Consider the following 26,103-nt stretch of genomic DNA (forward strand, 5'->3'; position numbering starts at 1 on the left):
ACCCGGCGCCGTCAGCGGATTGCCAGCCTCATTTATCTTTAAAATAATCTTCCGGCATTTGTCCCGGCGGCATGTTGATTACGGCATCATTATCCGGACCTTCATTCTTCATGTAGGTCACTTTGGCAAACTCAGGAATCACTACGTACGGATACGCTGGCCCTTCATCACGGAAACGATGCATATCTTCGATAAATTCATTCTGATAGCAGATGGTTTTTTCCGGATGCTGTCCTTCGCCGGCAATCCACTGCGGGAAAAAGATGGTGCCGTGAATCACCTTGCGGTTGATATCAAACAGCAGACTGACGCAGGTGCCGGTCGGCTCGTGCCAGTCGACTTTATAAATGCCCGGTGCGAACTGCACCGCATTCATGCTTTGATTGGTCACCCAACGGCCACCAACCAATCCCTGATGGATACGATAATCACAGGTCGTCGCGTTGCGCGCGTACCACTCATATTTCCAGCCATTATCATAGGTATAAACGAAATGTGTCCCGACAAACGCAGACAAATCTTTGGAAAATTCATCCGTTATCATGGTGTTATCCATTATTTTACCTCATCAGCAGTTTGTTGAAGCAGGAATAGTAAGTTATAGCGCCTGTGAGAAAACCAGACGGCAAATTAACAAAAAAATCCGCTTCCTGAGCGTGCAGCCGGCTTGACAGCGCCCGTCCCCTGCTCTTTTATCTCCTCTACACGCCGGGCCAGCTGTGGTTGTTACATTCTGAAGGCGTCATCGGGCCGTTTTCCTGCTAAATCTCGTTGCAATCTTTGCAACAGCGAGGTCAAACGTTCGGCGATGTAATCGGTAAATTCTGCACGTCCCAGCGTTCTGGCAAATACCTGCTGGGGTATGAAACGGCGCATCTCGTTGTAAAAACGTCCGTCTTTGACGATATTTTCGATACCAGCCAGCCGCTGTTTTAATAACTTTTCATAGTCAGGAATCCGGTAATCCTCGATTTTTTGCCGAATCCACCCCACATCATACGCAGCGCCTTGCTGCATCAGCCACGGTAAATCCCAGACATCGCGGTAACGAAGATATTTGGTGGTCGCAACCAGGGAAATAAGCTTATCACTCATGATTTCGTCGAGACTTTCACACATCACCAGCGTATCGCTGTAGCCATCCGGCAACACCGGATAATTGCGGCTCAGCGGCAACGGTTTGCGACTGTAAGCGGGAATATTAGCAACTTCGACTTTGATGGGTTGCTTAGGCATATCGCGTTTTTCGGGTGCTGTCGTCACGGAGACCTGCCATTTATCGACCCTAATCTCTTCATAGCCGGGCTGGCGGCGAAGTTCTGCCGGCTCTTTGACCGTAACTTCTAAACCGTAACGCGTGCCGAGATAGTCTTCGATACAGACCTTCATGTTTTTTAAATCTGCACCGGAAAAGTTGATGCCGCCGGCGAAATCCAGATCCTCGCTAAACCGATTGCCGTCATAACATAGCCGCAAAGAGGTACCGCCCTGGAACGTCAGATTTTGCAGCAGACCCGCTTTATCCAGACAGTAAAGGATGTCGTAGTGTAAAAGCTCTTTTTCCACTACGTTACGCATACCCTCGAGTTGCGCTGAAGCCATGGCCTTAGCGACCAGTTCAGTGAAACTGACTTTCTGATTCATCGTTCGTTTCCGCCTCATCAATCAGATGCGTATTACGTCCCACCCGACGTAAATCGCGCAGTGCGGCTTTTTTGGTTGCCAGGCGCAAAGGTGACTCGCCCAAAATGGTGTCCTGCAAAATTTGTTCAGGCGATCGTTTGGTATGCGTGAATTCGATCACGCCATAAGGCGTAATGTGTTCTTCAGAACGGCCCGTGGTCATAACGGTAAGACGCCCCATCGGGATTTGTGAAATTACACCGTAAGCCGATAACGCCGATTCCAGGCTCAGGTAACTGTATTCTCCTCTGCGCAACGTCTGGACGATTCTTTCCAGCGTGTAAGCGTCTTTACTTCTCGCATAGGCGTAAACATAGACGCCACGGCTGGCGCGCTGCAGGATGCCGTCCTTCACCAGACGGTTCAGGCCAGCATTGAAAGCCTTGTCACTGTCGTCATAAAAGACTTTGGCTAAATCACGAACAGCAAAGACATAGCGCCCCTGCCTGTCAAACGCGTTAAGCCGCTCGATTGCCGTCATTTTGTTCATATTAGTCTACGGGAAAACTACATTTATAGAGTATTCATGTGTACATGATTTGCCCTGCACTTTCAAGTGCACATGAATACCAGCAAAAAGTAGTATTCATGTGCACTTAATCCGCCTGTTTCAAATCGGACAACTCTCCGTGCGTGTTACCAAAATCGCATGCCGGTTAAATGCAGGGTTCTGGCGATGCCACCGACAGCGATCAGCGCCAGCACAATGCCCAACCCCGCCATCGCTTCAAATCCAAGGTATCTGAACAGCAGATAACCGACAACGCAGCCGGAAAGAAATGAGAAAATCGTGACCAGATGAGTAAAAAGCACAGTTCGGTGGCCATCGCGATCGGCGGCCTCGCTTTGACTGAACGATGCGCGCAGCCAGGAGCCTAACGCGATGCCGGCGTCGGTCAGTGTGCCGGTCACGTGCGTGGAGCGAACGCGACCGGAGGAAAGCTGGGTCGAGGTTGAATTATGGATGCCCATCAGCAAACTCAGCGTAACCAGAATTTCGCCGTTGTTTCGTTCGGAATACCACAGAATTTCCACCAGGGAGGTCAGCAGCAGGAAAATACCCTCGGCCAGCAGCACCAGACAGTAAATGGTGCGCAGATTCCGCTTCAGGCCGTAAGCTACCGTCAAACGCGCCAGCATGGCACCACAGACAAAAGCAAAAATCAGCACGGCCAGAAACAGCAGATCGTGCAGGTCAGAACCATTTACCTCTGCCGAAATTTGCGAGGTATTGCCGGTCATATGGGAAGGGAAAAAACCAAATGCGCCAAACGCCATGGCGTTGAGGATACCGGCCGTGGTGGCCAGCGTTAACGCCAGCAGGCGGTCTTCGCTGTGAGAGCGGATTTTCTTCTTGCGCAACAGCATAATCTATTCAGCACTCCTTTGAGAGATTCTCGGGTTGGTCGGGTCTCATCCTTATCAAGCATAGCGGCTATGCTCCGACTCACGGCTAATCCTCTGCTTTTATTACTTTTAAATCCTCTGCTGTTACATCGTGTCGCTGTCATTTTTTTGTCATTTCCACGTCAGCGGAATGTTGGTCCCCGGCGCTTAAAGTGGTGCATGAACCCCGATTAATTATGAGGACCGATCATGACATTACGCAAAATCACGACGCTGACGGCGCTGGTAATCTCTGCCCTGAGTGCCGGACTGGCGCATGCCGACAGCGCTGCCGCGCCGCAGGAAGTAAAAAATATTGTGCTGGTCCATGGCCTGTACGCTGATGGCTCCAGCTGGGGCAAAGTCATCCCACTGTTGCAGGCGAAAGGTCTGCACGTCACCGCGGTACAAAACCCAACGACGTCGCTGAATGATGACGTGGCGGCGGTGAAACGCGCGCTGGCACAGCAGGACGGACCGGTGATTCTGGTTGCGCACTCCTACGGCGGCATGGTTATCAGCCAAGCGGGCGATGAACCTGAAGTGAAGGGGCTGGTGTACATCGCGGCGCGCGCGCCGGAGGCCGGTGAAGATTATCCGGCGCTCACCAAAAAGTTCCCTGCAGCACCCGTTGCCGCTGGCCTGAAGTGGCGTGACGACGGTTTCGGGGCGCTCAGTGAACAGGCGTTTATCCACGACTTTGCCGGCGATCTGCCGGAAAGCGAAGCGCGGGCTTATTACGCCGTTCAGCAGCCGATGGGTAAAGCCATTACCCAGGCGAAAACCAGCGTGGCAGCCTGGCATAGCAAATCGAGCTGGTATGCGGTGTCGACGCAGGATCACACTATCAATCCGGATCTGCAGCGCTTTATGGCGAAACGCATGCATGCGCAGACTATCGAACTCAAGGCCAGCCATGTGTCGCTGATTTCCCAGCCGCAGGCGGTGGCAAATCTGATCATGAAAGCCGCGCACGTACCAGGGTATTGAGCGCACCCTTACCGGGTGCATGTTTGATAGCGGCGCAATTTATTGCGTGATAAATCGCGCCGCCAGAAAGGGTGCGCGCCCTGCCTCATGAATGCGCTGGGGCACTCTTCATATCCAGTTCATAAACCACACAGGGCTGGTCGTAATGCTGCTCGATACCGCGATAGCGCATACCCAGCCGCTGCATCACCCGATGGGATGCAAGGTTTTCCGGATGTGCCACCGCCACCAGATAATCCACGCCAATCTGCCCGGTAGCAAACTGCACAATCGCCGTGGCGGCTTCGGTGGCATATCCTTTCCCCTGACTGCTGCGCAACAGTCGCCAGCCAATTTCCAGCGGCGCCTGTTCCTGATGGGCCAGATGCTGCAGACAAGCCGCCCCGACGATGTCATCGCTGCTCTTCTCGCGCAGTGCCCACCAGGAAAAACCATAGCGCTGCCAGCGTTGCTGCACGCGCTCAATGGTCGCCAGCGTCTCGTCCTCGCTCTTCACCTGTCCCTCATTGATATAACGCATGATTTCCGGGTCATCATCCATCGCGCGCAAGCCGGCGAGGTGGCTTAGCGCAAAGGGTTCCAGTCGTAAGCGTTCTGTTTCAATCACTGCCTGCATGATTCCCTCCCCGGGTTGTCCTGATCGCCACAGTTAGTGGGTCTGTAGTTAGCGCATCATCGCCTTTGTGCGCGTCCGTTACCGGCCAATATCCTGACATTAACGGACAACATTGCCAGCGTCATCACAATTTCCAATGACTGGTCAGCTTGTAACCTCATCAACCTCGTGACAATATCGCTACATGTATATACATGTATGTTTCGTGACATTTACCACTGACTAACAAGAAAAATCAATGACTAACCACCTTTAGCCGTTCCAGCGAGGAAACTATGTCCGCTCAGATACCTGCCGCAGATTATTCAGGTGCAGAGAAACAGCGCCTGTCAGAAACACGTTCCATTGATTACATCCCGCTCAGCGAGCGTCACGGGCATCCGTTTAGCCAGTTCACGTTGTGGTTTGGTGGCAATTTGCAGATCACCGCCATTGTTACCGGTGCGCTGGCGGTGGTGCTGGGTGGCGATGTGGTGTGGTCGATTGTCGGTTTACTGGTGGGACAGATTGTCGGCGCGGCCATCATGTCGCTGCACGCGATTCAGGGCCCGCGCCTTGGCCTGCCGCAGATGATCACCAGCCGTATGCAGTTTGGCGTGTTTGGCGCGGTGATCCCGCTGGTGCTGGTGTGCATTATGTATGTGGGCTTCTCGGCCAGCGGCACGGTACTGGCCGGCCAGGCGCTGGCGAAGCTGGTCAACGTCAGCAATGCAGCCGGCATGATCATCTTCAGCGCCATCATCATTGTGATTGCGGTGCTTGGCTATCGGGTGATTCATAAACTCGGCAAAGTGGCTAGCGTCATCGGCGTGCTGGCGTTTGTTTACCTGTTCATCACCCTGCTCTCCAGCCACGATTTAGCGGCCGTCTGGCAAAATCAGCACTTCAGCGTTGCCAGTTTTCTGCTGGCGGTATCGCTCTCCTCGTCATGGCAGATTGCGTTTTGCCCGTATGTGTCGGACTACTCGCGCTATCTGCCGGTGGATGTCTCCGCGAAAAAGCTGTTCAGTTCGGTGTTTTTTGGCACCGTGCTGGGCACGCAGGCATCCATGACGCTGGGCGTCATTGTGGCTGCAATTGCGGGTAAAGCGTTCTCCGGTAATGAAGTGGGCTACATCGTCGGGCTGGGCAGCAGCGCCACCATGGCGATGGTTATCTATTTCGCCATCTGCTTTGGCAAAATCACCTTCACCACGCTCAATGCCTACGGCAGCTTTATGTCGCTGACCACCATTGTCTCCGGTTTTCGCCAGCAAACCGCGATCAGCCGTGGCGGACGTATCCTGTTTGTGGTGCTGATGGTCACGCTCTCCTGCATCATTGCGCTGCTCAGCGAACCGGCGTTTCTCAAATCATTTACCCACTTCCTGCTGTTCCTGCTGGCGTTTTTTGTGCCGTGGAGCGCCATCAGCCTGACGGATTTCTATCTGATTACCAAAGGGAAAGTCGATGTGCCCGCGCTGTCGCAACCGGATGGCCGCTACGGTCGCTGGAACTGGGCCGGCATTATCATTTACTTCCTCGGGGTGCTGGTACAGCTGCCGTTCATCGATAACCCGCTGCATCATGGTTCCCTGACGTGGATTTTTGCCGGCAACGATGTGTCATGGATCATCGGCTGGTTTGTTACCGCGCTGCTGTGGCTGGCCGCACGTCGCTTTGATCGCCGCGGGAAACTGGCCGACTCTGTTTATCCTCAGTGACGTTGTCACATATTGGTGCTGCGGCGCGTGTATTCGCGCCGCCCTCATCGGCAATATCCTGATAATGCCGTAAACGCTGCGGCACGCTACACTGCTGATCGCCCTTTCGAGAATGCAGGAGTCATGGATGCCAGCCTCAGCGCTTTCACTGTTTACCCCGGCCACGCAACAGTGGTTTCGCCGCACTTTCCCGGCGGCGACCCCCGTACAACAGGAAGCCTGGCGCGCCATCGCCAGCGGACAACACTGCCTGGTGATTGCTCCAACCGGCTCCGGCAAAACGCTGGCGGCATTTCTGCATGCGATCGACGCGCTGTTTCGCGAGCGCAGCCGCGACCAACCCGTAGCGCGCAGTCATAAGACGCGCATTCTATATATCTCACCGGTTAAAGCGCTTGCGGCTGACGTGCAGCGTAACCTGGCGCTACCGCTGGCGGGCGTTGCCGCTCAGCGCGCGGAATTGGGTGAGGCGGAAATCACGCTGGAGGTCGGCATGCGCTCCGGCGACACGCTCAGCGCCGAACGGGCAAAGCTGCAGCGCCGGCCGCCGGACATCCTGATTACTACCCCGGAATCGCTTTTCCTGCTGCTGACGTCAAAAGCCCGCGAAACGCTGCGTGGCATCTCGACCGTGATTATTGACGAAGTGCACGCGGTGGCCGGAAGTAAACGCGGTGCCCATCTGGCGCTCAGCCTGGAACGTCTCGATGTATTGCTGGCGCAGCCTGCTCAGCGCATTGGCCTGTCGGCCACCGTGCGACCGCCAGAAGCGGTGGCGGCTTTCCTCGGTGGCGCAGGTATTGCGCGCATCGTCAACCCGCCGGCGCAGCGGCCGCTGCAGCTGACAATTACTGTGCCGGTAGAGGACATGACGGACATCCAGCAGCGTCCCGATGCGCGCGCCGCGCAGGAGAGCAGCCTCGCCGCCGGTTCCATCTGGCCACATATTGAAGCCGGCATTCTGGATGAGATATTGCGCCATCGCGCGACTTTGGTGTTTACCAATTCACGTGGGCTGGCGGAAAAACTCACCGCACGGCTCAATGAACTGTATGCGCGACGCGCCGCGCCGGAACAGGGCGTAACGGAGCCCGCCCTCGCCTATGGCTCTTTTAGCGGTGGAACCGAAAAACGCGCCACGCCTGCTGAAGCGTATATTGCCCGTTCGCATCATGGCTCGGTGTCAAAAGAGCAGCGGCTGGAGATTGAGAACGCCCTGAAAGCCGGCGAGCTGCGCTGCGTGGTGGCGACATCCAGTCTTGAACTGGGAATTGACATGGGCGATATCGATCTGGTGATTCAGGTCGGGACACCGCCTTCGGTGGCCAGCGCGCTGCAGCGTATTGGCCGGGCCGGTCACCAGGTCGGCGGTACGCCGAAAGGCATTATCTGGCCGCGCACGCGCCGCGATCTGGTTGATGCGGCCGTGACGGTGGACGCAATGCTGGCAGGTGAACTGGATGCTATCGCTTTGCCACACAATCCGCTCGATATTCTCGCCCAGCATACGGTGGCGGCGGCGGCCATGGACACCCTGTCCGTCGAGGCGTGGTATCAACAGGTACGTCGTGCCGATCCGTTCAAAACGTTACCGCGTAACGCCTTTGATGCAGTGCTGGATATGCTGTCTGGCCGCTACCCTTCGGACGAGTTTGCTAACCTGCGCCCGCGCATCATCTGGGATCGACAACAGCAAACCTTAAGCGGCCGCCCGGGCGCGCAGCATCTGGCCGTCACCAGCGGTGGCACCATTCCGGATCGTGGCATGTTCAGCGTGATGCTGCCGGAGGGCGAAGAACAGTCCGGTGCGCGCCGGGTCGGCGAACTGGATGAGGAGATGGTGTATGAGTCGCGAATTAACGACATCATCACGCTTGGCGCCACCTCGTGGCGCATCCAGCAAATTACGCACGATCAGGTGGTAGTGGTGCCGGCACCCGGTCGCTCGGCGCGCCTGCCCTTCTGGCACGGCGACAGTCTCGGGCGTTCGGCGACACTCGGCGAAGCCATTGGCCGCTATTTGCGACATGCCGCCAGCGGGGTGTTGCCCGGCAGCGACAACCTTGACGCCAATGCCCGACACAACATTCGTGCGCTCATCGACGAACAGATCGCCGCCACAGGCCTGGTGCCTGACGATCGCAATTTGCTGATTGAGCGCTGTCGCGATGAAACCGGCGACTGGCGCGTGATTTTGCATTCCCCTTATGGTCAGCGCGTGCATGCGCCATGGGCGCTGGCCATCGCTGAGCGGATTGGCCGCCAGATGGGGCTCGATCCGGCCGTGGTCGCCAGCGATGATGGGATTGTCGCGCGCTTCCCTGACAGTGAAGGCCGGGTGCCAGGCGCTGAACTGTTTTTGTTTGCGCCGGACGAACTCCAGCGACAGGTGACGGCTGCGGTGGGACATTCTGCGCTGTTTGCCGCCCGCTTCCGCGAATGCGCCGCGCGCGCCCTGCTGCTGCCGCGCCGCAATCCCGGCAAACGTTCTCCGCTGTGGCAGCAGCGGCTGCGTGCCGGGCAGTTGCTGGAAGTAGCGCGGCAGTTCGACGATTTCCCGATTTTGATCGAAACCGCGCGTGAATGTCTGCAGGACGTGTATGACCTGCCGGCGCTGCATCAGCTGATGGCGCGGATACAACAGGGTGAGGTTAAGCTGACTGACGTCACCACCGACACGCCCTCGCCGTTTGCTGCGCCGCTGCTGTTTGGTTATGTCGCCGAATTCATGTATGCCAGCGATGCGCCGCAGGCGGAGCGGCGCGCCTCAATGCTGGCGCTCGACAGCACGCTGCTGAGCGATCTGCTGGGCCAGGTTGAGATGCACGAGCTGCTGGCACCCGAGGTGGTGGCCCGCGTTGAGCAGGAGCTTCAGCGCACCGTCCCCGATTATCAGGCCAGCACTCAGGAAGCTGTGGTTGATCTGCTGCGCGAGCTGGGGCCGCTCACTGTGCCGGAAATCACGGCGCGCTACAACGGCGAGGCGGCGCTGATGCCGCTGCTAACCGCGCTGCAGCAGGCGCAACGCATCATTCAGGTTACGATTGCGGCGGAGGCGCGCTGGGCTGTCGCTGAAGATGGCGTGCGGCTGCGCGACGCGCTGGGCACGGCGCTGCCAGCTGATCTGCCCGCCGGGCTGCTCGCGCCGGTGGCCCGTCCGCTGCATGACTTACTTAATCGCTATCTGCGCACCCACGCTGTCGCCACCAGTCTGCAAATCGCCGCCCGCTTTGGTCTGGGCAGCGCCGTGGTCGACGACACGCTGGAGGAGCTGCGTCAGCAGCAACGCGTACTGAAAGGCGATTTCCTCTCGCCTGCAGTCGATGCGTCAACGCAGTGGGTAGCGGAAAGCGTATTTCATCGTTTGCGCGTGCGCTCGCTGCAGGCGGCGCGCGAGGCCACCCGACCGGTCGAAGCGCCGGCGTACGTGGCTTTTCTGCTTGAGCGCCAGGGATTGCTGAGCGACGTCGCGGCAGCTGCGGCACAGGGCGCCTTTGCCGGTATCAACGGCGTGGTGCGGGTGATTGAACAGCTGGCTGGCGTGGCGCTGCCGGTTTCGCTGTGGGAAAGCCAGATTTTGCCGGCGCGGGTGCGTGACTACCAACCAGCGATGCTGGATGAGCTGCTCTCTTCCGGTGAAGTCATCTGGAGTGGCCAGCGGGCCCCTGGCGCGCAGGACGGACTGGTTTCACTGCACCTGAGTGAGTTTGCCAGCGAAACGTTACCGGTGCCAGATGAGGGCAATAATGTGACATTGTCACCTTTGCAGCAGGCGATTGTGGCGCAGTTACAGGACGGCGGCGGCTGGTTCGCCCGCGAGCTGCTGCCGCGCGTGATGGCGCAGCCTGAACATGCTGTCGATCCCGGCGAAGTCTTTGCCGCGATGTGGGAGCTGGTATGGCGCGGCTATCTGACCATGGATACCTGGGCCGCGCTGCGCCACCTCAGCACCACCAGCCACACGCCGCGTCCACGCCCGGCCCGTCCTGCGCGCAGCCGCCACAGTCGGGCCAGTTTCGCGGCCAGCCGCAGTGCAGCTGTGCAGCCCTCGCTCAACAGCATGGCCGGACGCTGGTCGCTGATTGTGCGGCAGCCGCTGACCGACACCGAACGCGCCCTGGCGCTGACTGAAAATATGCTCGACCGCTTTGGCGTGATCACGCGCGGTGCCGCCGTGGCAGAGCAGATTCCCGGTGGCTTTCCGGCGCTGCAGCCGCTATTGCGCGGTATGGAGGATGCCGGACGGCTGCTGCGCGGCCGCTTTGTTGCTGGCATGGGCGGCGCGCAGTTTGCTGAAAATCCGGCCATCGACCGGCTGCGCCAGCTCGGCAGCGCGCAGGCCACGCATCCGCCGGTGGCGCTGGCAGTGCTGGATCCCGCCAATCCCTTTGGCGTGCAGCTGGCGTGGCCACTCAGCGTCGGTGGCGTGCGGCCTACCCGCCGCAGCGGCGCACTGGTGGTGATTGGCGATGGGCGCGTTATGTTGTGGCTGCCGCCGGGTGGTAAAGAGCTGTTAACTTTTGGCGACATCTCTGAGGAGCAACGCCAGGCCGCCATCGTGGCGCTGGGCCAGGCCTTACGCCGGGAGAAGACCCACAGCTTCATTCTCGAACGGGTGGACGATCAGCCGGCCAGCCAGTCATCGCTGCTACCGGCCCTGAAAGCCATCGGCTTTTCCCGCGTGCCGAAAGGTTACAGCTGGTATGGCTAAGCCTGCAGGCGGTAACGATGCTGCTGCAGGCGTTCGGCCTGACGCGGCGTGGCCACCGGCCAGCTAAGTTGCGGAAACAGGTATAGCCGGATGCTGAACAGATGAAACAGCGGCAGCAACAGCGCCTCGTCACGTTGCGCCAGCTGTTCCAGCTGCATCAGCAGCACATCGAGCTCCTCCTGCAAATCCTCATGCGGCGGCGTCTGCAGCGACTTCAGCCTGCGCTTAAGAAACAGTCCCAGCTCGTGAAACATCTGCCCGCTGTCCAGCTGATAACGGCTCAGCAGCGCCTGATGGCGCGCGTAGTAGTCAAAGCTATTGACCCCCAGCCACACCTCGGTCAGCAGCATTCCCGCCGGCGCCATATCGGACTGCGGATCAAGGTGCAGGCGCGGTAGCACCACGTTGACCTTATCCAGCATCAGGCCAATAAAACGCTGGCGTCCCAGCAGCGATGAGCCGTTGCGCTCAATCTCCTTGATAAAGCGCAGCAGTTCACGCAGACCGTGACGCACGGCGCGGCGCGCGGTCCACGATGGCCGCTTGTTGCGCATCAGCGCGGTCAGGATCACCGCAAACAGCACGCCGGCCATTGAAGCAATCGCGTTATTCACCAGCAGCACCAGATCGGGTTTCAGATGATGTCCGAGCCCGATAAAGCCGGGGATCTGAATCGCCACGCTCAGACCGATCATGTTGCTGGCCGGTCGCGCAATCATCAGCCCGAGCAGCAGCAAACCCGGTGCCAGGCAGAGGATCAGCGCCTCGAACGAGGTTGCCTGCGGCAGCAGCAGCGCGACATAAATCACGCTGATAAAGATCGCCACAATCACCCCACGAATAAACAGCTTCATTGAGGTCAGCGGCGTATCGAGGCTGGCGAAGAAGGAGCTGAGAATCGCGGCCATCACTGGCGCTGATGCCCCGTCGCGCCAGCCGGTCGCCATCCACAACAGACAGGAGCCAAAGGTGGCGCAAAATGCCGTCAGCGCCGAGAGCCGAATCAGCCCTTTGTCGAAAAAGCGATGCGTGCGTTTGCCGCGCGCCAGCGTGGTGTCGCCTGACAGATCGCTGACCAGCCCGCCCACGCTCTGGTAAGCCCCGGCGATACGCACAAAATCCACCAGCCGTTCCAGCAAGCCGGTAAACAGCAGGCAGTGTTCGGTAGACAGCTCGCCGTTGCGCCACGCTGCATTCAGCCGATCCTGACAAAGGCTCAGCTCCAGCTGAATGCCAATGACATCGCCCACCGCTTCGCCGTCATTCAGCCACAGCAGGAACTGTTGCAGGGTCTGCTCAACCCAGGCAGGAAAGGCAATCTGGCGCGCCGCCAGCCGCTGCAGCCGCATCTCAATCGCCGTCAGCGTGGGGATTAAGTATGAAAGATGCTGATACTGCGTGCTGACCAGGCGAATCAGACGCCGGGCCGCGTCGCCCTCGTACACGCAATGGGTAATCAGGATCTCAACTTGCTGCGGATTAGTGGCCATGCGGGTCAGGATTTCGTCGCGTTCTGGCGATCGGTCAGCGGAAATGCCAGAGAGTAAATCGCGGCACAGCTTGCGCCCGTTGAGATACCACTGGCTGACGCTCTGCTCCAGCAGACTGCGCATCGAGACCGGAAACAACAGCGCGTGCACCAGGCTGCTACACACAATGCCTAAAGTAATTTCCTCAATGCGCGACAGCACGGTACTGGTGATACCGAGCGGCGTCGTCACCTCCGGGAAACCCATAATCGCGGCGCTGTAGCCCGCCAGCATAAAAACATAGCTTTTCGGCGTGCGGTCGTGCAGCGACAGATAGAGACACAGGCTCACCCACAGTGAGATACACAGGCTGAACAGCAGCGGATGCGCCACGGTGAGCGGAAAGATAAAAAAGATGAAGACGCCACCGAGCAGCGTGCCGAGCAGGCGGAACAGCGATTTGGAGATGGTGGAGGCCGAATAAAGCTGCGATGCCACAAACACCGTGGTCAGCGCCCAGGCAGGACGATCAACATTCAGTTCAAGAGCCAGATACAATGCCAGAAAGGCGGCCAGACAGGTTTTTACGGCAAAAAAAACGGCGTTTTTCGAAAACCACTGCATGTCACGGAGACCAGAAGGCGCTAAGTGCGGCGTATCCTGCCAGAATCTGGCGGGCACTCATCCCGATAACTACGACAAATTGTTTCGTAATCGAAAACGGTGTTCATACACGCCAGACAGCAGGCACAGAATGCTTTAAGGAAACTAATCGAACGCAGCGATCGGCGGGTCGCCGGCGGGATATCTGCGCTGTCACTGCCGCAGAAAGCAGCAATCTGCCTTCAGCGGCAGAAATGTGTCGCAGATCACATTTTACTGCCAGACGATGCTATCCATAAAATAATTTCGCGCAATAAGGCGCAGTTTCCTGCGCCCGATCATTTTAATAGCTGACGATGGTCACCCAGTTCGCGTCCCGGCCGGCTGGCGCCTCGCCGACCCGCTGCAACGCTCCGCTGCGCGCCTCAATCGCGTAGCTGCCAATAACCGCACTCTTCTCACCGCTCACCACCAGCCAGCGACCATCGGGGCTGATCGCCATGCCGCGCGGCTGTTTCTCCACCGGCCAGCTGCCGATCAGCGTCAGTTTGCCATCCTGCTGGTTAACACGATAACCGCTCACGGTACTGCTGGTGCGCTCGCTGACATACAGAAAACGCCCGTCCGGCGTCAGCTGGATATCCGCTGACCAGATGCGCGGCGTGCTGTCGCTGTAACCCGGCGGCCGTTCACGCCCATGTTGCAGATGATACTGCGCCGCCACCGCGTTGGGCGTTTCCGCCACTTTCACCAGCTCGCCGCTGGTTTCGCGTCGGAACTGGGTAATGATGCCGCCCATTTCACCAATGTTGTACAGATAGCGATTATCCGGCGACAACACCGAGTGGCGCGGACCGTTATCGGCGGCGGTTGCTACCTCCCCCTTGCCGAGGGCGCTCAACGTGCCGTCTGCGCCCAGCCTGAGCTGCAGCACGCGATCGGTGCCAAGATTACCCACATAAGCGTGACGACCGCTGGCATCGACAATCACCGAATGCGCCGCATGACCGGTTTTATAGCTGCCGACCGGCGGCGTAGCGATGGTGCCGCTGGCCGTCAGGCGGTAAACCTGCACCACGTCGCCGTCATATGAGGCCCCCAGCAGAAAGCGTCCCTGACGGTCAGTGCTGATATAGGGGTAACTGGCCGCAGCCGGCACGGTGTGCCGGTGGTTCAGCTCGCCGCTCTGCGAGTCAATCTGCCAGCTCGCCAGCTGCAGCGGTTTACTGCGAATCGCCGCGTACAGCGTTTTGTGATCCGCACTGAGCGCCATCGGCATCACTTTGCCCCCGGCCTCAGTGTGGCCAAGCAGCTGCAAAGCGCCGGTGCGCGCGTCCAGCGTATAGCGCACGATGGTGCCGTCGTCGGCGGCGGATACGTACACAAAGGTCTGCGCCAGCAGTGGCGCGCTCACCGTCATTGCCGCCAGCAGCGTAACGGTGCGCAGGCTGTTTATCATGGTGTTCTCCTTGATGAGGGGTAATCAGACCCGGTTATACGCAGTAAAGCACGGGCCTGTTATGTGAGATTGCCCGACGTCACCTGGGCACTTCTCCAGCAAGCCAGGCTAATCAGGTAATTAGCGCGCCGGCGAACCTGATGTTTTGTCCGGGTTTGTGCGCGGGCTCACCTGGCGTGGCCGCGATGTGGTGCAGGATTTTGCGGTGATGATTCTGGCTACGGTGGGTATACCACACAACTGGCTGAACACCTGACAGCGCGTCAGGTGTTCAACCGTGTCACAGGTTTTAACCTGCCGATTGCGCGACAGGCGCAAAGCTTACTGCAACTTCACGCCTTTGGTTTCTGGCGCTAACCAGACCACCACCATCGCGGCAAGAAAGGCGATCACCGTGGTGGCCAGCCCGGCGGTGAATCCTCCAACGCTGGCCACAAAGCCAATCAGTAGCGGCGCGATAAAGCCGCCCAGGCGCCCGCCGTTATACGCCAGCCCCATTAAAAAGCCGCGTGACTGCGTGTCGCCAATGATCTCGGCGAGGAAAGGACCGGAGCCGGCAAAAATACCGTTTACGCCAAAACCTGCCATAAAGATCGCGACCATCAGAATCAGCGGCTGAGTGGTCGCCAGATACATGCCGACCGCCACCGCACCGATAAACAGGTAGAGCAGAAACATCGTTCTGCGCCCCCACTTATCGGCCAGCAGTGAGAACACCAGGAAGCCAGCAATGGCACCGGTTTGCAGGGCCAGCACAAATTTCAGGCTGTGAAGAAAATCGAGATGCTTAACTTCACGAAGATAGGTTGGCGTCCAGGTGAATACGCCCCAGAACAGGTACTGAATGAAAAAGATAAAGGTAAATGCCAGCAGCAATCCTTTGAGCTACACCGTCAGGTTTCAATCTTCGGTAGCAGCGTCACCCTCAATGTGTGTCGCCTCGACCTGACGAACAAGACTACGCCTCTCGGGTTTTAAGCGCTTTCAGGCGCGCCGGAAGCGCCCGCTCTGTCGCTTTGCGATGGTAAGGCGAAAGCTTGCTCCAGCTTTGGGTTTCCCCACGGGTGCGTCCGCATCCTTCGCACCAGCCGGTTTTCGTATCAAACACGCAGAGATCGATGCACGGCGATTTTGCGGCCATATCCAGCCTCCTCTAAAATAGAGCCTCAGGCACGCAGCCGGCTTAATGATAATTATCGGGAACAACGATGCTCTGGCTAATCTCAAAATACGCGTTAACCGCCTTTATGGTGGTACTGATCTCAGAAGCCGCGAAACGCAGCGATCGTCTGGGCGGCCTGCTCGCCGCTTTACCGCTGGTCACCTTGTTGGTGCTTATCTGGATGAAAATAGAAGGACAAACGCAGGAAAAGATTGCCGCTCACGCCTGGTATACGTTCTGGTATGTGGTGCCGACACTGCCGATGTTTATCCTGTTTCCGTTTTTTTACCAGCGCGTCGGTTTCTGGCTCACGCTACTGCTCTCCTGCGTGATTACCGTGGTGCTGTTCGCCCTCTGGGCGGTAATGCTGAAGCGGTTTGGTATCATTCTTATGTAGACGCAAGCCGCATCAGTTCCTGCGGGTTTAGGCTGGCTCATCTGCTCTGTTCATCTTGACCTTTCATTTTGATTAACCTCGCCCTGTCCTGCGTCCCGGGACACAGGATAGGGCGGTTTTCTTTCGGGCAGGAAAGCAAGAAAACTTTGCACTGCTTAATCCACGGCTACCAGCAAAAGAGCGGGCATGGCGACCCGCAGAAACCGCTCAGAAGAAAGTCTTTAAAGGCGCGATAGCACATCCGGCCCCGCATCAATCATCCATTTCCTGCCCAATCATTGGCTACACTTGCTGTTTTACCCGCGCAGAAACAAGGAAATGCTATGACTCAACACGCTTCACTCAATCACGCCTGGCTGCTGGCGTCACGCCCGGACGGCGAGCCGGTGAAAGAGAACTTCCGCTTTGTCGAACAACCGCTGCCGCAGGTGCAGGCGGGACAGATGCTGCTGCGCACCCACTATCTGTCGCTCGACCCGTATATGCGTGGCCGCATGGATGACAGCAAATCCTACGCACCGCCGGCGCAACTCGACCAGCCGATGGTCGGCGGCACCGTATGCCAGGTGGCGGAATCGCAGCATCCGGATTTCAGCGCCGGCGACTGGGTACTGGCGGCCAGCGGCTGGCAGAGCTATGCCCTGTCCGATGGCACTGGCGTGACTAAAATTGGTCATCTGCCCCATCCATCCTGGGCGCTGGGCATTCTGGGTATGCCGGGCTTTACCGCCTACATGGGCCTGATGGATATCGGTCAGCCCAAAGCCGGTGAAACGCTGGTTGTCGCCGCCGCCACCGGACCGGTGGGTGCCACGGTCGGTCAGCTCGGTAAGCTGAATGGCTGCCGCGTCGTCGGCGTGGCCGGCGGTGAGGAGAAGTGCCGCTACGCGATTGACACCCTCGGTTTTTCCGCCTGTATCGATCATCATCGTGACGATTTCGCAGAACAGCTGGCGGCCGCCTGCCCGGACGGTATCGACATCTATTTTGAAAACGTCGGCGGCAAAGTATTCGATGCCGTCTTCCCGCTGCTCAACACCGCCGCGCGCGTGCCGGTGTGTGGCCTGGTGTCGGGCTACAGCAGTCGCGAACTGCCACCCGGCCCCGATCGCACGCCGCTGATCATGGGCGGGATTCTGAAACGCCGCATCCGTATGCAGGGCTTCATCATCTTCCAGGATTATGGCGATCGCTATCCGGAATTCCTGCAGGCGATGACGCCGCTGGTCGAGCAACAAAAAGTGTTGTACCGCGAACACATGGTAGAAGGGCTGGAGCATGCGCCGCAGGCGTTTATTGACATGCTGAAAGGTAAAAACTTCGGCAAAACCGTGGTGAAAGTGGCGTAGCCAGCGGTTCTCTCCCCGACTGTAAATCCGGCCTTAGTGTGCGAGCACTAAGGCTTTTTTGCGCTTTGCTTAACCGCTATTGAGATATAAGCCCTCCGCGTGCGCATGCGATGATGCCCTCCTCTATCCTCTTCTACCGGAGAAGTCATTATGTCGCTGACCTTAGCCGACTCCGCGGCGCTGCCGCGTAAAGTCAATACGCAACAGGCGGAAGCACCGGTGCCATTACCGGCTGGCGCCGCGCATATCATTCGCGACGATGCGGAAGCTATCGCCGTAGCCCATCAGCTGGCGGCCAGCTTCGCGCGCGAGGCGGCACTGCGCGATCGTGAGGGCATTCTGCCCCTCAAAGAGCTGGATGCGTTCTCGCAAAGCGGCCTGTGGGCAATGGCCATCCCCAAAGCCTGGGGCGGAGCGGGCGTGTCGTGGACCACCGTGGCCAGGGTGATCGCCATCATTTCAGCTGCCGATCCGGCGCTCGGTCAGCTGCCGCAAAACCATCTGGCCGGTGTGGCCCATCTGCTGGAAGACGGTAGCGAAGCACAAAAACAGGTACTGCTGAGCGAGGTACTGGCCGGGCTGCGCTGGGGTAACGCCTTTTCGGAGAAGCATGGCCGCACGGTCGCCGATTTTCAGACGCGCTTTCGGCGTGACGGTGATGAGGTGGTGATTAACGGGGAAAAATTTTATGCCACTGGCGCGCTGCTGGCGCATCGAATCCATGCCGTGGCGCTGGACGAGCAGGACCGGGCGCATCTGATTGTGCTCGATCGCGACACGCCGGGCATCAGCGTCATTAATAACTGGTCGGCCTTTGGTCAGCGCACGACGGCTTCCGGTACCGTACTGCTGGAGAATGTCCGCGCCCCGCTGTCGCGCGTTATTCCAACCTGGCAGGCGTTTGAGCGGCCAACCGCTGCCGGGCCGATTTCACAGATCATTCAGGCGGCGGTGGATGTCGGTATTGCGCGCGGCACCATTGAAGACACCCTGCAATTTGTTCGCGAACGCTCGCGGCCGTGGATTGACAGTGGCCAGGCGCGCGCTGCCGATGACCACTTCACGCTGGCGGCAGTCGGTGATTTGAAAATCCGCCTGCACGCTGCCGAAGCGCTGCTGTGGCAGGCCGGAGCAGCGATTGACGCCGCGCTGGCGCAGCCCGATGAAACCAGCGTGGCACGCGCGACCGTGGCCACCGCCGAGGCCAAAGTGCTGACGACGGAGATCGCTCTGCTTGCCGGTAACAAACTATTTGAGCTGGCTGGCACCCGCGCCACGCTGCAGGAGTTTAATCTGGACCGCCACTGGCGCAACGCGCGCACCCATACGCTGCACGATCCGGTGCGCTGGAAGTATTACCACGTGGGTAATTATTATCTCAACGGCACGCCGCCGCCGCGCCATGCGTGGAGCTAAGGGCGGCGGAAGCGCGTTGCCGGATGGTCAGCTGCCAGGCGCGGCTGACCCGTGAGACGTTCACGCAAGGTTAACGGCTGTGCTGGCTGAGGACGCACCCGCCCGCGCTGGCGCAGCACCGGCATGACCCAGGCAATGAAATCGTTGAAGCTGCCCGGGCTAATAGCCCAGCCCAGATTAAAGCCGTCCACGCCCGATTCTGCCGCAAACTGATCCAGCCGATCGGCAATGGTTTCGCCGCCGCCCACCAGCAACGGATGCAGACCACCGATACCGATGTAGCGGGCTGCCTCACGCAGCGTCCAGCGTTTTTGATCGTCAATTCGCGTCAGGCTGGCCAGCGCCGAACGGCAGGCGTCGGTTTCGCGAAAGGCCAGCGGCATGTCCGGATCCTCCTGCGACCAGTCGATACCGGTCCACGCCGAGAAAAGCGCCAGCGCAGCCTCTTCACTGATGTATTGCTGATAATCCTCAAGTTTGGCCCGGGCGGCATCATCATCCTCGGCCGTGATCACCGTGATGGCTGTGACAAAACGCAGCGACGCCGGATCGCGCCCTTCTGCCACGGCCAGCTGACGAATGCGCTGAATATCGCTGGCAATCGCCTGCGCGGTGACGCCACCGAGGAAAATGACTTCTGCGTTGCGGGCAGCAAACTGCGCACCGCGTGCCGAAGCGCCAGCCTGAAACAGCACCGGGGTGCGCTGTGGGCTGGGCTCACTGAGATGTGCATCCGGCACCTGATACCAGCGACCATAATGCTGAATAGCGTGCACTTTTTGCGGATCGCTATACAGGCTGTTGGCTTTATCGCGGCTAACCGCATCTTCCTCCCATGAGCCTTCCCACAGCTTCGCGGTCACATCCATAAACTCCTGTGCGCGATCGTAACGCTCATCATGCGGCAGCTGCCGGGTCAAACCCAGATTGCGCGCCGCGGAATCAAGCATGGAAGTCACCACGTTCCAGGCGATACGCCCGCGGGTGAGATGATCAAGCGTCGTGAACTTGCGCGCCAGCAAATAAGGATGTTCGTAGGTGGCAGAGACCGTAATACCGAAACCGAGGTGCTGCGTGACGGCCGCCATGGCGGAGACCAGCAGCAGCGGATCGTTCACCGGCATCTGAGCGGCCAGGCGCAACGCCGCGTCCGGCTTGCCCTGCCACACATCCAGTTGTCCCAGCGCATCAGCAATAAACAGCGCATCAAAACCTGCGGTATCAAGCTGCCGCGCGAGGGTCGTCCAGTAATCCAGCTCGGTATAGCGGTGCGCCTGATCCTGGGGATGTCGCCACAATCCGGCAGAGAGATGACCAGGGACATTCATCATGAACGCAAACAGCAAAAACGGTGAAGGCATCCGTTACCCTCCTCAGACAGGGCGACGCGCACGCAGCGCACCCACGGCCAGTACCACAAAGATCAGTGCGCCGGTTGCCACCTGCTGCCAGTAAAAGTTCCAGCCGACCAGCAACAGTCCGTTGGCGATGAAACTCAGCAGCACGACACCCAGCAGCGTACCCGGCACATTCGGGCGGCGCGAAGGCGCGAAGGTCGCGCCAATAAAGCTGGCACCGATGGCATTCAGCAGATAGGCATTGCCCGATAACGGTACCCAGGCTTTGACATTGGCGGCGAGAATTAACCCGACGATACCGGCGACCAGTGCACTGAATATGAATGCCAGCGCGGTGAGACGTTTGACCGCCACGCCAGAATGATGCGCTACGCTGAGCTGTTCACCCATCATGCGCAGTGCGCGACCGCTGGCGCTGCGGTGCAACAGTTGATACAGCACCAGCACCACGCCCAGCAACAGCCAGAGCGGCAGTGGAACGCCAAGCAGCGTGCCGTGACCAATAGCGGTAAAACCCGCCGGCAGCGTCTGGCTTAGCAGATAGACCGGCTGCCCACCGTTGGACGACAGTTGCTGTACGCTCTGACCAATAAACAGCGTGCCAAGCGTGGCGAGAAACGGCTCAACGCCGAGTTGTGTCACCAGAAAAGCGTTGAACACGCCTACCAGCAGTGCCGCCGTCAGCGCACCCAACAGCGCCAGCGGCAGCGCGACCTGATGCAGTACCAGCGTCACCAGCACCAGGCAGGCGACATCAATCGCCGTACCGACGGACAGATCGATCGCGCCGATACGCGTGACCAGCGTCATGGCCAGCGCCACAATCGCCAGCGGTGCGACATTATTCAGCAGCACGCTACGAATGTTGGCGACAGTGGCAAACGCGGGCGCGGCGATGATGAAAAACAGCAGCAGCGCAACAAAGGTCAGCACCATCAGGCTGCGCAACAGCCCCGGCACTTTTTTACCGCTCAGGCTCAGTTCAGACATGAGATGCCCTCCCCGCCTGACGGCGCCGCAGTAGCGCGGTCAGCGCCACAACCAGCAGGATGAGCACACCCTCGACGCCGTTAATCCAGTAACTTGAGACGTTAACCAACTGAAAGCCGTTGGCTATCAGACTCAGAAACAGCGCGCTGATCAGTGCACCGCCCAGGGTCGGCACCAGGCGACGCGAAAACACCACGCCGAGCAGCGCGGCGGCAATCACCATCAGCAGATTGTCGTTAGCGCCCGGCGAACTGCCGCTGAGCAGCGCCACCGAGGCAATGGCTGCCAGTGCAGCGCTGAAGCCGCACAGCACATAACTCAGACTTTGATAGCGCGCCACGCTAATGCCCGCCGCGTTGGCGGCCTGCGGATGGCTACCCACCGCCTGCAGGCGCAGGCCAAACGCGGTGAAACGACTGAGCCCGAGTGCACTCAACGCCAGCAGCAGAAATCCCCAGCCGAGCCAGGAAACGCCCAGCGGTCCGCTGGCTATCAGCAGGTTTTGCAGCGCGCTGCTGGCGGAAATCGACGCGTTTCCGCTCAGCACCATCTCCAGTCCCATGGCGATGTTCATGCTGGTCAGCGTCGCCAGCAGGGGCAAAATACCAAGCCAGACAATCGCCAGGGCATTGAATATCCCCACGGCGATGCCGGTGAGCAGCGTGAGCAGCAGCGCATAAGTGACAGAGTGTTGCTCAGCGATCTGCGACGCGAATACCGCGGCACACAACCCCATATTAGCGGCAATGGATAAATCAATGCCGCCGCTAATCCCCTGAACACCGCCACCGCTTAGCACCAGCGTCAGACCCAGCGCCAGCGTTCCCACCACCGCCGTTTGCTGCAATACGTTACCGAGGTTGATCACGCTGAGGAAAATAGGCGACAGCCAGGCAAATACCGCCAGCACCAGTACAATAATCAGCAGCGCGACGTGCTGCAGCCACGGCTGCCCCTGCGGTTTGCCTGCCGCCTTCACCACCGCCGGTTGGCTCAGTTCACTCATAGGATTTGCTCCGTCAATGCGCCCGTGCCGGAAGCCAGGGACAGAATCTCCTGGTGACTGGTGTGCCGGGCGGACAGCGTGGCGACCTGCTCGCCGCGCGCCAGCACAATAATGCGGTCGGCGAGCGTTTGCAGTTCCAGCAGATCGGTGGAAAACAGGATAATCACCGCACCGGCGGCCGCCAGCTGCTGCAGGGTTTGATAAATGGCGGCCTTGGCGGCAATGTCGACGCCAACCGTGGGCTCATCCAGCAGATAGAGCGTGGCGTGGGTGTTGAGCCATTTCGCCAGCACCGCTTTTTGCTGATTGCCGCCGGATAGCTGACGCAGCGGTGCCAGCTGGCCCGGTGTGCGGATCGCCAGCTGGCAGATGTTGTCCGCCACCAGCGCGGTCTCGGCGGTTGCGGAGACGCCGCCCCAGCGCAGCAGGCGCTGCACGGTCGTCAGGGTGATGTTGTCGCGCAGGCTCACATCGAGCGCGATGCCGTTGGCGCGGCGATCTTCCGGCACCAGCGCGATGCCACGTTTCACCGCGGCATGTGGCGAAGCCGGTACGCCGTGCGTCTCACCTACGCGCAGCGTCCCGCTCACGCCACGTTCCAGACCAAACAGTGCGCTGATTAACGCCTTCCCTCCGGAGCCCAGCAGGCCGGTAATGCCAACGATCTCGCCACGTCGTGCGCTGAAACAAACATTGTGAAAGCGACCCGGCGCGCTCAGGGCGTCTACGGTCAGCACCGGCTCGCCGTCAGGTGGCAGACCGCGCGGTGCAATCGCCTGCTGCGTCTCACCGATCATGGCATTAATCAGCGCCTGCGGAGAAAGGGCGTCGCCGGTAAAATGCGCGACGTCTTTACCATCGCGCAGCACCGTAACCCGCTGGCACAGCGCCTGGATTTCATCGAGATAGTGAGAAACGTAGATCAGTGCGATCCCCTGCTGACGCATACGTTCAATAACGCGAAACAGCGCCTGCACCTCGTGTCGCGCTAGCGCGGCGGTCGGTTCATCCAGTACCACCACGCGCGGCGCGCGCTGTAATACGCGACAGATCTGCACCAGTTGCTGTTCCGCCACGCTTAACCCGGCGATCAGCGCATCGGGATCGATCTGCAGATCGAAGTGCTGTTGCAGTAGCTGCCGCGCCTGCTGCCGCATACGCCGGCGATCGATAAACGGTGTGCTGCCAATCCGTGGCTCATTACCGAGCAGCAGCGCTTCCGCCACCGTCAGCGTGCCTGGCAATAGCCGCTCCTGATGAACAATGGCGATGCCCTGCTGTTGTGCCTGAGCCGGACTGGTCAACACCAGTGGCCGGCCTTCCAGCGTCACGCTGCCCTCATCGGCAGCGTGGATGCCGCCCAGCACTTTGATCAGCGTCGATTTTCCGGCTCCGTTATGCCCAATCAGCCCATGCACTTCGCCGGCGTGGACATCAAGCGATACCGCTTGCAGCGCGGGAATGCCGTCAAAGGCTTTACTGATCTGGCGCAGTTGCAGTCGCACTGTCTTATTTATCATCGCTCTGGCCCAGCGTTTGCTGCGCCTGCGCCGCATTCTCTTTGGTGACCAGAATGGCCGGAACATAGGTGGCAGGCGGAAGTGAACGATCGCCGGCAAGGTATTTCGCCACATTTTGTACCGCAGTCTGTCCGATCAGATAGGGTTGCTGCGCCACCACCGCCGCCGCGCTGGATTTCGGATCTTTCACCAGCGAGACCACGTCCGGGCTGCCGTCCACGGCGTAAGTTTTGATTTCACTGCGACCGGCAGCATCAACCGCCTGAGTGGCACCAATCTGCGGTACGTCCCATGCCGCCCAGATAGCCTGTACTGACCCTTGCGGATACTTGTTAAGCAGCTGACTAATCTGCGCATAGGCATCCTGCACGGTATTGGGAATGACGTCGCGCAGTTCGGGCTGAATGATTTTAATTTTCGGATACCATTTCAGCACGGCTTTTAACTGGTCATAGCGCATCGCCACCACCGGCACGCCATAAAAACCATTAAACACCAGAATATTGCCTTCGCCGCGCAGATCATTGACCAGTTTTAATGCCAGCTGCTCGCCAATATAAAAGTTATCGGAGGTCGTGACGTTAATACTGGATGGGCTGGCGGTATCCACGGTAAATAAGGGAATGCCGGCGTCGCGAATTTTTTTCAGCCAGGGTTCCAGCACTGAGGCGGTGCCCAGCGTTTCAATAATGGCATCCGGTTTTTGTGCAATCAGCGTTTGAATTTGCGCGATCTGCTGTGACTCTTTGCGTCCGCCATCCAGCGCGATAGGCGTGCCACCCAGCCGCTTTACTTCATCAATTTGTCCCTGATAGGCTTTCAGATCCCAGTAGTGATCGGTACCGGCCACGGTAATACCGATACGTTTACCGGCCAGTGAGGGAATAGATGCGTCAGCGGCGCGAGCGTGCAGCGACAAGCCGGCGAGCAGCGATGCAGAGGCCAGTAATAGTCCGGCCAGGCGGTGTTTATGCATTGTTTATATCCCTGGAAAAGGTTCAGCTAAATAAGGTGAGTGACGCCTGCTATCCGGCGTATAGCTGAAAATTATCACAGTCACTATTTATCCCTAATGCCATTTTCTCCTTTGGATATGCAGCGGATTTGCATATTGATTGCGTGAAAAAGCATGACCGGGCGCAGATATTCTGACGCCCGGTTATAAATAATAAAAACGTGGCTGGAATGAAGACGTGCGGCGCTAAAGATACGTGATGGTCGCGGGCGCCGCGGGTGTGATTTTAACGCCCTTTTTTCTTGCGTCCCGGCTGAGTAAAGCGCTTGCGGTTAGCGCCCTGACCCGCTTTGTCACTCTGTTTCGGTGCGCTGACGGCCGGTTTTTTCGCGGCGGGCGTCGCCGCTTTTTTCTTCGCCTGTGCCTGCTGCGTTTTTTGATCTTCTGACGACGAATCCTCAATCAGCTTAAACAGGTCGATCAGTTCATCGTCCGTCAGATCGCGCCATTCACCGAGCGGGATACCTTTCAGGCTCACGTTCATGATGCGCGTGCGCTCCAGCTTCGTCACTTCATAGCCGAAGTGTTTGGCCATGCGGCGAATCTGCCGGTTCAGTCCCTGCACCAGGATAATACGAAATACAAAGGTCGACTCCCGCTTCACTTTGCATTTTTTCGTCACTGTGCCGAGCATCGGTACGCCCGCCGCCATACCGGCAATAAACTCGTCGGTGATCGGCTTATCCACCGTGACCACGTACTCTTTTTCGTGATTGTTACCGGCGCGCAGGATTTTATTCACCAGATCGCCGTGATTGGTGAGAAAAATCAGCCCCTGCGAGTCTTTATCCAGTCGGCCAATCGGGAACACGCGCTTGCTGTGGTTGACGAAGTCACCAATGTTGTCACGCTCGCCCTCTTCCATGGTGGTGACAATGCCCACCGGCTTGTTGAGGGCGATTAATACCAGATCGTCTTCATTGCGCGGTTCAATCAGCCGACCGTTGACTTTGACCTCATCCCCGGCGAACACCTGCGCACCGACGCTGGCGCGTTTGCCGTTAATGAAAACGTTGCCTTGTTCGATGTAACGATCGGCGTCACGGCGCGAGCAGATTCCGCTCTCGCTGATGTATTTATTCAGGCGCGTGGATGAGTTGGGCAGCATGGTTCCTCCGAAAAAAAACGGACTATACAGCATGTGCGCGCGTTGCGTAAGGCTGGGTTAAGCGTCCGGTGGCGGTTGTTCTTGGCGGTGTGATATGGCGAAAAAGCGGTGCCGGGTGTCATAGCGATTTATGGCACATAAAAATCCCTCCTGTCGGTTAAA

The 26,103-nt window shown here is 58.7% G+C and carries 20 protein-coding genes and 1 pseudogene; 6 read left to right on the forward strand and 15 right to left on the reverse strand.

The window, feature by feature from the left end:
* Nucleotides 1-28: 28 nt before the first annotated feature.
* The 4 genes from F3J36_RS03820 to F3J36_RS03835 form a co-directional block, all read right to left on the reverse strand.
* Entirely contained in the window at nucleotides 29-544 is a 516-nt protein-coding gene (locus F3J36_RS03820) for a phenolic acid decarboxylase (RefSeq protein ID WP_058758650.1), read from the reverse strand.
* A 182-nt stretch (nucleotides 545-726) separates the two neighbouring features.
* Nucleotides 727-1,644, reverse strand: coding sequence for a nucleotidyl transferase AbiEii/AbiGii toxin family protein (locus tag F3J36_RS03825; protein ID WP_058769802.1), 918 nt, complete (start codon nucleotides 1,642-1,644; stop codon nucleotides 727-729).
* Nucleotides 1,619-2,173 carry a type IV toxin-antitoxin system AbiEi family antitoxin gene (gene abiEi, locus F3J36_RS03830; RefSeq protein ID WP_021506034.1) on the reverse strand — a complete coding sequence of 185 codons (555 nt, stop codon included), beginning with the start codon at nucleotides 2,171-2,173 and terminating at the stop codon, nucleotides 1,619-1,621. The genes F3J36_RS03825 and abiEi overlap by 26 nt, the downstream gene beginning before the upstream one ends.
* 146 nt (nucleotides 2,174-2,319) lie before the next feature.
* Nucleotides 2,320-3,051 (reverse strand): YoaK family protein, encoded by a 732-nt coding sequence (locus F3J36_RS03835; protein ID WP_166718964.1) that lies wholly within the window; start codon nucleotides 3,049-3,051, stop codon nucleotides 2,320-2,322.
* Between the two features lie 228 nt (nucleotides 3,052-3,279).
* Between F3J36_RS03835 and F3J36_RS03840 the strand changes: the two genes are divergently transcribed.
* Nucleotides 3,280-4,059 carry an alpha/beta hydrolase gene (locus F3J36_RS03840; protein ID WP_166718965.1) on the forward strand — a complete coding sequence of 260 codons (780 nt, stop codon included), beginning with the start codon at nucleotides 3,280-3,282 and terminating at the stop codon, nucleotides 4,057-4,059.
* 85 nt (nucleotides 4,060-4,144) lie between these two features.
* On the opposite strand, the gene F3J36_RS03845 is transcribed toward F3J36_RS03840, so the two are convergent.
* Nucleotides 4,145-4,675: a GNAT family N-acetyltransferase gene (locus F3J36_RS03845; protein ID WP_058769804.1), complete on the reverse strand. Its 531-nt coding sequence runs from the start codon at nucleotides 4,673-4,675 to the stop codon at nucleotides 4,145-4,147.
* A gap of 275 nt (nucleotides 4,676-4,950) precedes the next feature.
* Between F3J36_RS03845 and F3J36_RS03850 the strand changes: the two genes are divergently transcribed.
* Entirely contained in the window at nucleotides 4,951-6,378 is a 1,428-nt protein-coding gene (locus F3J36_RS03850) for a cytosine permease (RefSeq protein WP_021506030.1), read from the forward strand.
* Between the two features lie 112 nt (nucleotides 6,379-6,490).
* The gene (locus F3J36_RS03855) at nucleotides 6,491-11,089 is read left to right on the forward strand and encodes an ATP-dependent helicase (RefSeq protein ID WP_211072807.1); all 4,599 of its coding nucleotides are present in this window, start codon (nucleotides 6,491-6,493) and stop codon (nucleotides 11,087-11,089) included.
* Here F3J36_RS03855 and F3J36_RS03860 read toward each other — a convergent pair.
* The 4 genes and pseudogenes from F3J36_RS03860 to F3J36_RS03875 form a co-directional block, all read right to left on the reverse strand.
* Nucleotides 11,086-13,182 carry an FUSC family protein gene (locus tag F3J36_RS03860; RefSeq protein WP_058774673.1) on the reverse strand — a complete coding sequence of 699 codons (2,097 nt, stop codon included), beginning with the start codon at nucleotides 13,180-13,182 and terminating at the stop codon, nucleotides 11,086-11,088. The genes F3J36_RS03855 and F3J36_RS03860 overlap by 4 nt on opposite strands.
* A 322-nt stretch (nucleotides 13,183-13,504) precedes the next feature.
* Nucleotides 13,505-14,620, reverse strand: coding sequence for a beta-propeller fold lactonase family protein (locus tag F3J36_RS03865; protein WP_166718967.1), 1,116 nt, complete (start codon nucleotides 14,618-14,620; stop codon nucleotides 13,505-13,507).
* Nucleotides 14,621-14,941: 321 nt separating this feature from the next.
* Nucleotides 14,942-15,505, reverse strand: a pseudogene (locus tag F3J36_RS03870) (MFS transporter); the annotation flags it as partial.
* A gap of 73 nt (nucleotides 15,506-15,578) precedes the next feature.
* Nucleotides 15,579-15,761 carry a DUF1289 domain-containing protein gene (locus tag F3J36_RS03875; RefSeq protein ID WP_058769813.1) on the reverse strand — a complete coding sequence of 61 codons (183 nt, stop codon included), beginning with the start codon at nucleotides 15,759-15,761 and terminating at the stop codon, nucleotides 15,579-15,581.
* 67 nt (nucleotides 15,762-15,828) lie between these two features.
* On the opposite strand from F3J36_RS03875, the gene F3J36_RS03880 reads away from it, so the two are divergent.
* The 3 genes from F3J36_RS03880 to F3J36_RS03890 all read left to right on the forward strand — a co-directional run bounded on the left by F3J36_RS03880 (nucleotide 15,829) and on the right by F3J36_RS03890 (nucleotide 18,944).
* Nucleotides 15,829-16,179, forward strand: coding sequence for a DUF3147 family protein (locus tag F3J36_RS03880; protein ID WP_088515765.1), 351 nt, complete (start codon nucleotides 15,829-15,831; stop codon nucleotides 16,177-16,179).
* A gap of 323 nt (nucleotides 16,180-16,502) precedes the next feature.
* Nucleotides 16,503-17,528: an NADP-dependent oxidoreductase gene (locus tag F3J36_RS03885; protein ID WP_058758571.1), complete on the forward strand. Its 1,026-nt coding sequence runs from the start codon at nucleotides 16,503-16,505 to the stop codon at nucleotides 17,526-17,528.
* A 150-nt stretch (nucleotides 17,529-17,678) separates the two neighbouring features.
* The gene (locus F3J36_RS03890; RefSeq protein WP_166718968.1) at nucleotides 17,679-18,944 is read left to right on the forward strand and encodes an SfnB family sulfur acquisition oxidoreductase; all 1,266 of its coding nucleotides are present in this window, start codon (nucleotides 17,679-17,681) and stop codon (nucleotides 18,942-18,944) included.
* Here F3J36_RS03890 and F3J36_RS03895 read toward each other — a convergent pair.
* From F3J36_RS03895 to rluF, 6 genes are all read right to left on the reverse strand, one after another.
* A complete protein-coding gene (locus F3J36_RS03895) occupies nucleotides 18,941-20,305 on the reverse strand; it encodes an LLM class flavin-dependent oxidoreductase (protein ID WP_166718969.1) in 1,365 nt (454 codons plus the stop codon). The genes F3J36_RS03890 and F3J36_RS03895 overlap by 4 nt on opposite strands.
* 12 nt (nucleotides 20,306-20,317) lie before the next feature.
* Nucleotides 20,318-21,292 carry an ABC transporter permease gene (locus F3J36_RS03900; protein WP_021506018.1) on the reverse strand — a complete coding sequence of 325 codons (975 nt, stop codon included), beginning with the start codon at nucleotides 21,290-21,292 and terminating at the stop codon, nucleotides 20,318-20,320.
* Nucleotides 21,285-22,298: an ABC transporter permease gene (locus tag F3J36_RS03905; protein WP_166718970.1), complete on the reverse strand. Its 1,014-nt coding sequence runs from the start codon at nucleotides 22,296-22,298 to the stop codon at nucleotides 21,285-21,287. The genes F3J36_RS03900 and F3J36_RS03905 overlap by 8 nt, the downstream gene beginning before the upstream one ends.
* Nucleotides 22,295-23,818: a sugar ABC transporter ATP-binding protein gene (locus F3J36_RS03910; protein WP_058780553.1), complete on the reverse strand. Its 1,524-nt coding sequence runs from the start codon at nucleotides 23,816-23,818 to the stop codon at nucleotides 22,295-22,297. The genes F3J36_RS03905 and F3J36_RS03910 overlap by 4 nt, the downstream gene beginning before the upstream one ends.
* Nucleotides 23,808-24,794: a sugar ABC transporter substrate-binding protein gene (locus tag F3J36_RS03915; RefSeq protein ID WP_058774665.1), complete on the reverse strand. Its 987-nt coding sequence runs from the start codon at nucleotides 24,792-24,794 to the stop codon at nucleotides 23,808-23,810. The genes F3J36_RS03910 and F3J36_RS03915 overlap by 11 nt, the downstream gene beginning before the upstream one ends.
* Before the next feature lie 265 nt (nucleotides 24,795-25,059).
* Nucleotides 25,060-25,941, reverse strand: a complete 882-nt coding sequence (gene rluF / locus F3J36_RS03920) for a 23S rRNA pseudouridine(2604) synthase RluF (protein WP_021506014.1) — start codon at nucleotides 25,939-25,941, stop codon at nucleotides 25,060-25,062.
* Between the last annotated feature and the right edge of the window lie 162 nt (nucleotides 25,942-26,103).

Origin of the sequence: Pantoea sp. Cy-640 (assembly GCF_011752635.1) — a bacterium.
Lineage (GTDB): Bacteria > Pseudomonadota > Gammaproteobacteria > Enterobacterales > Enterobacteriaceae > Pantoea > Pantoea dispersa.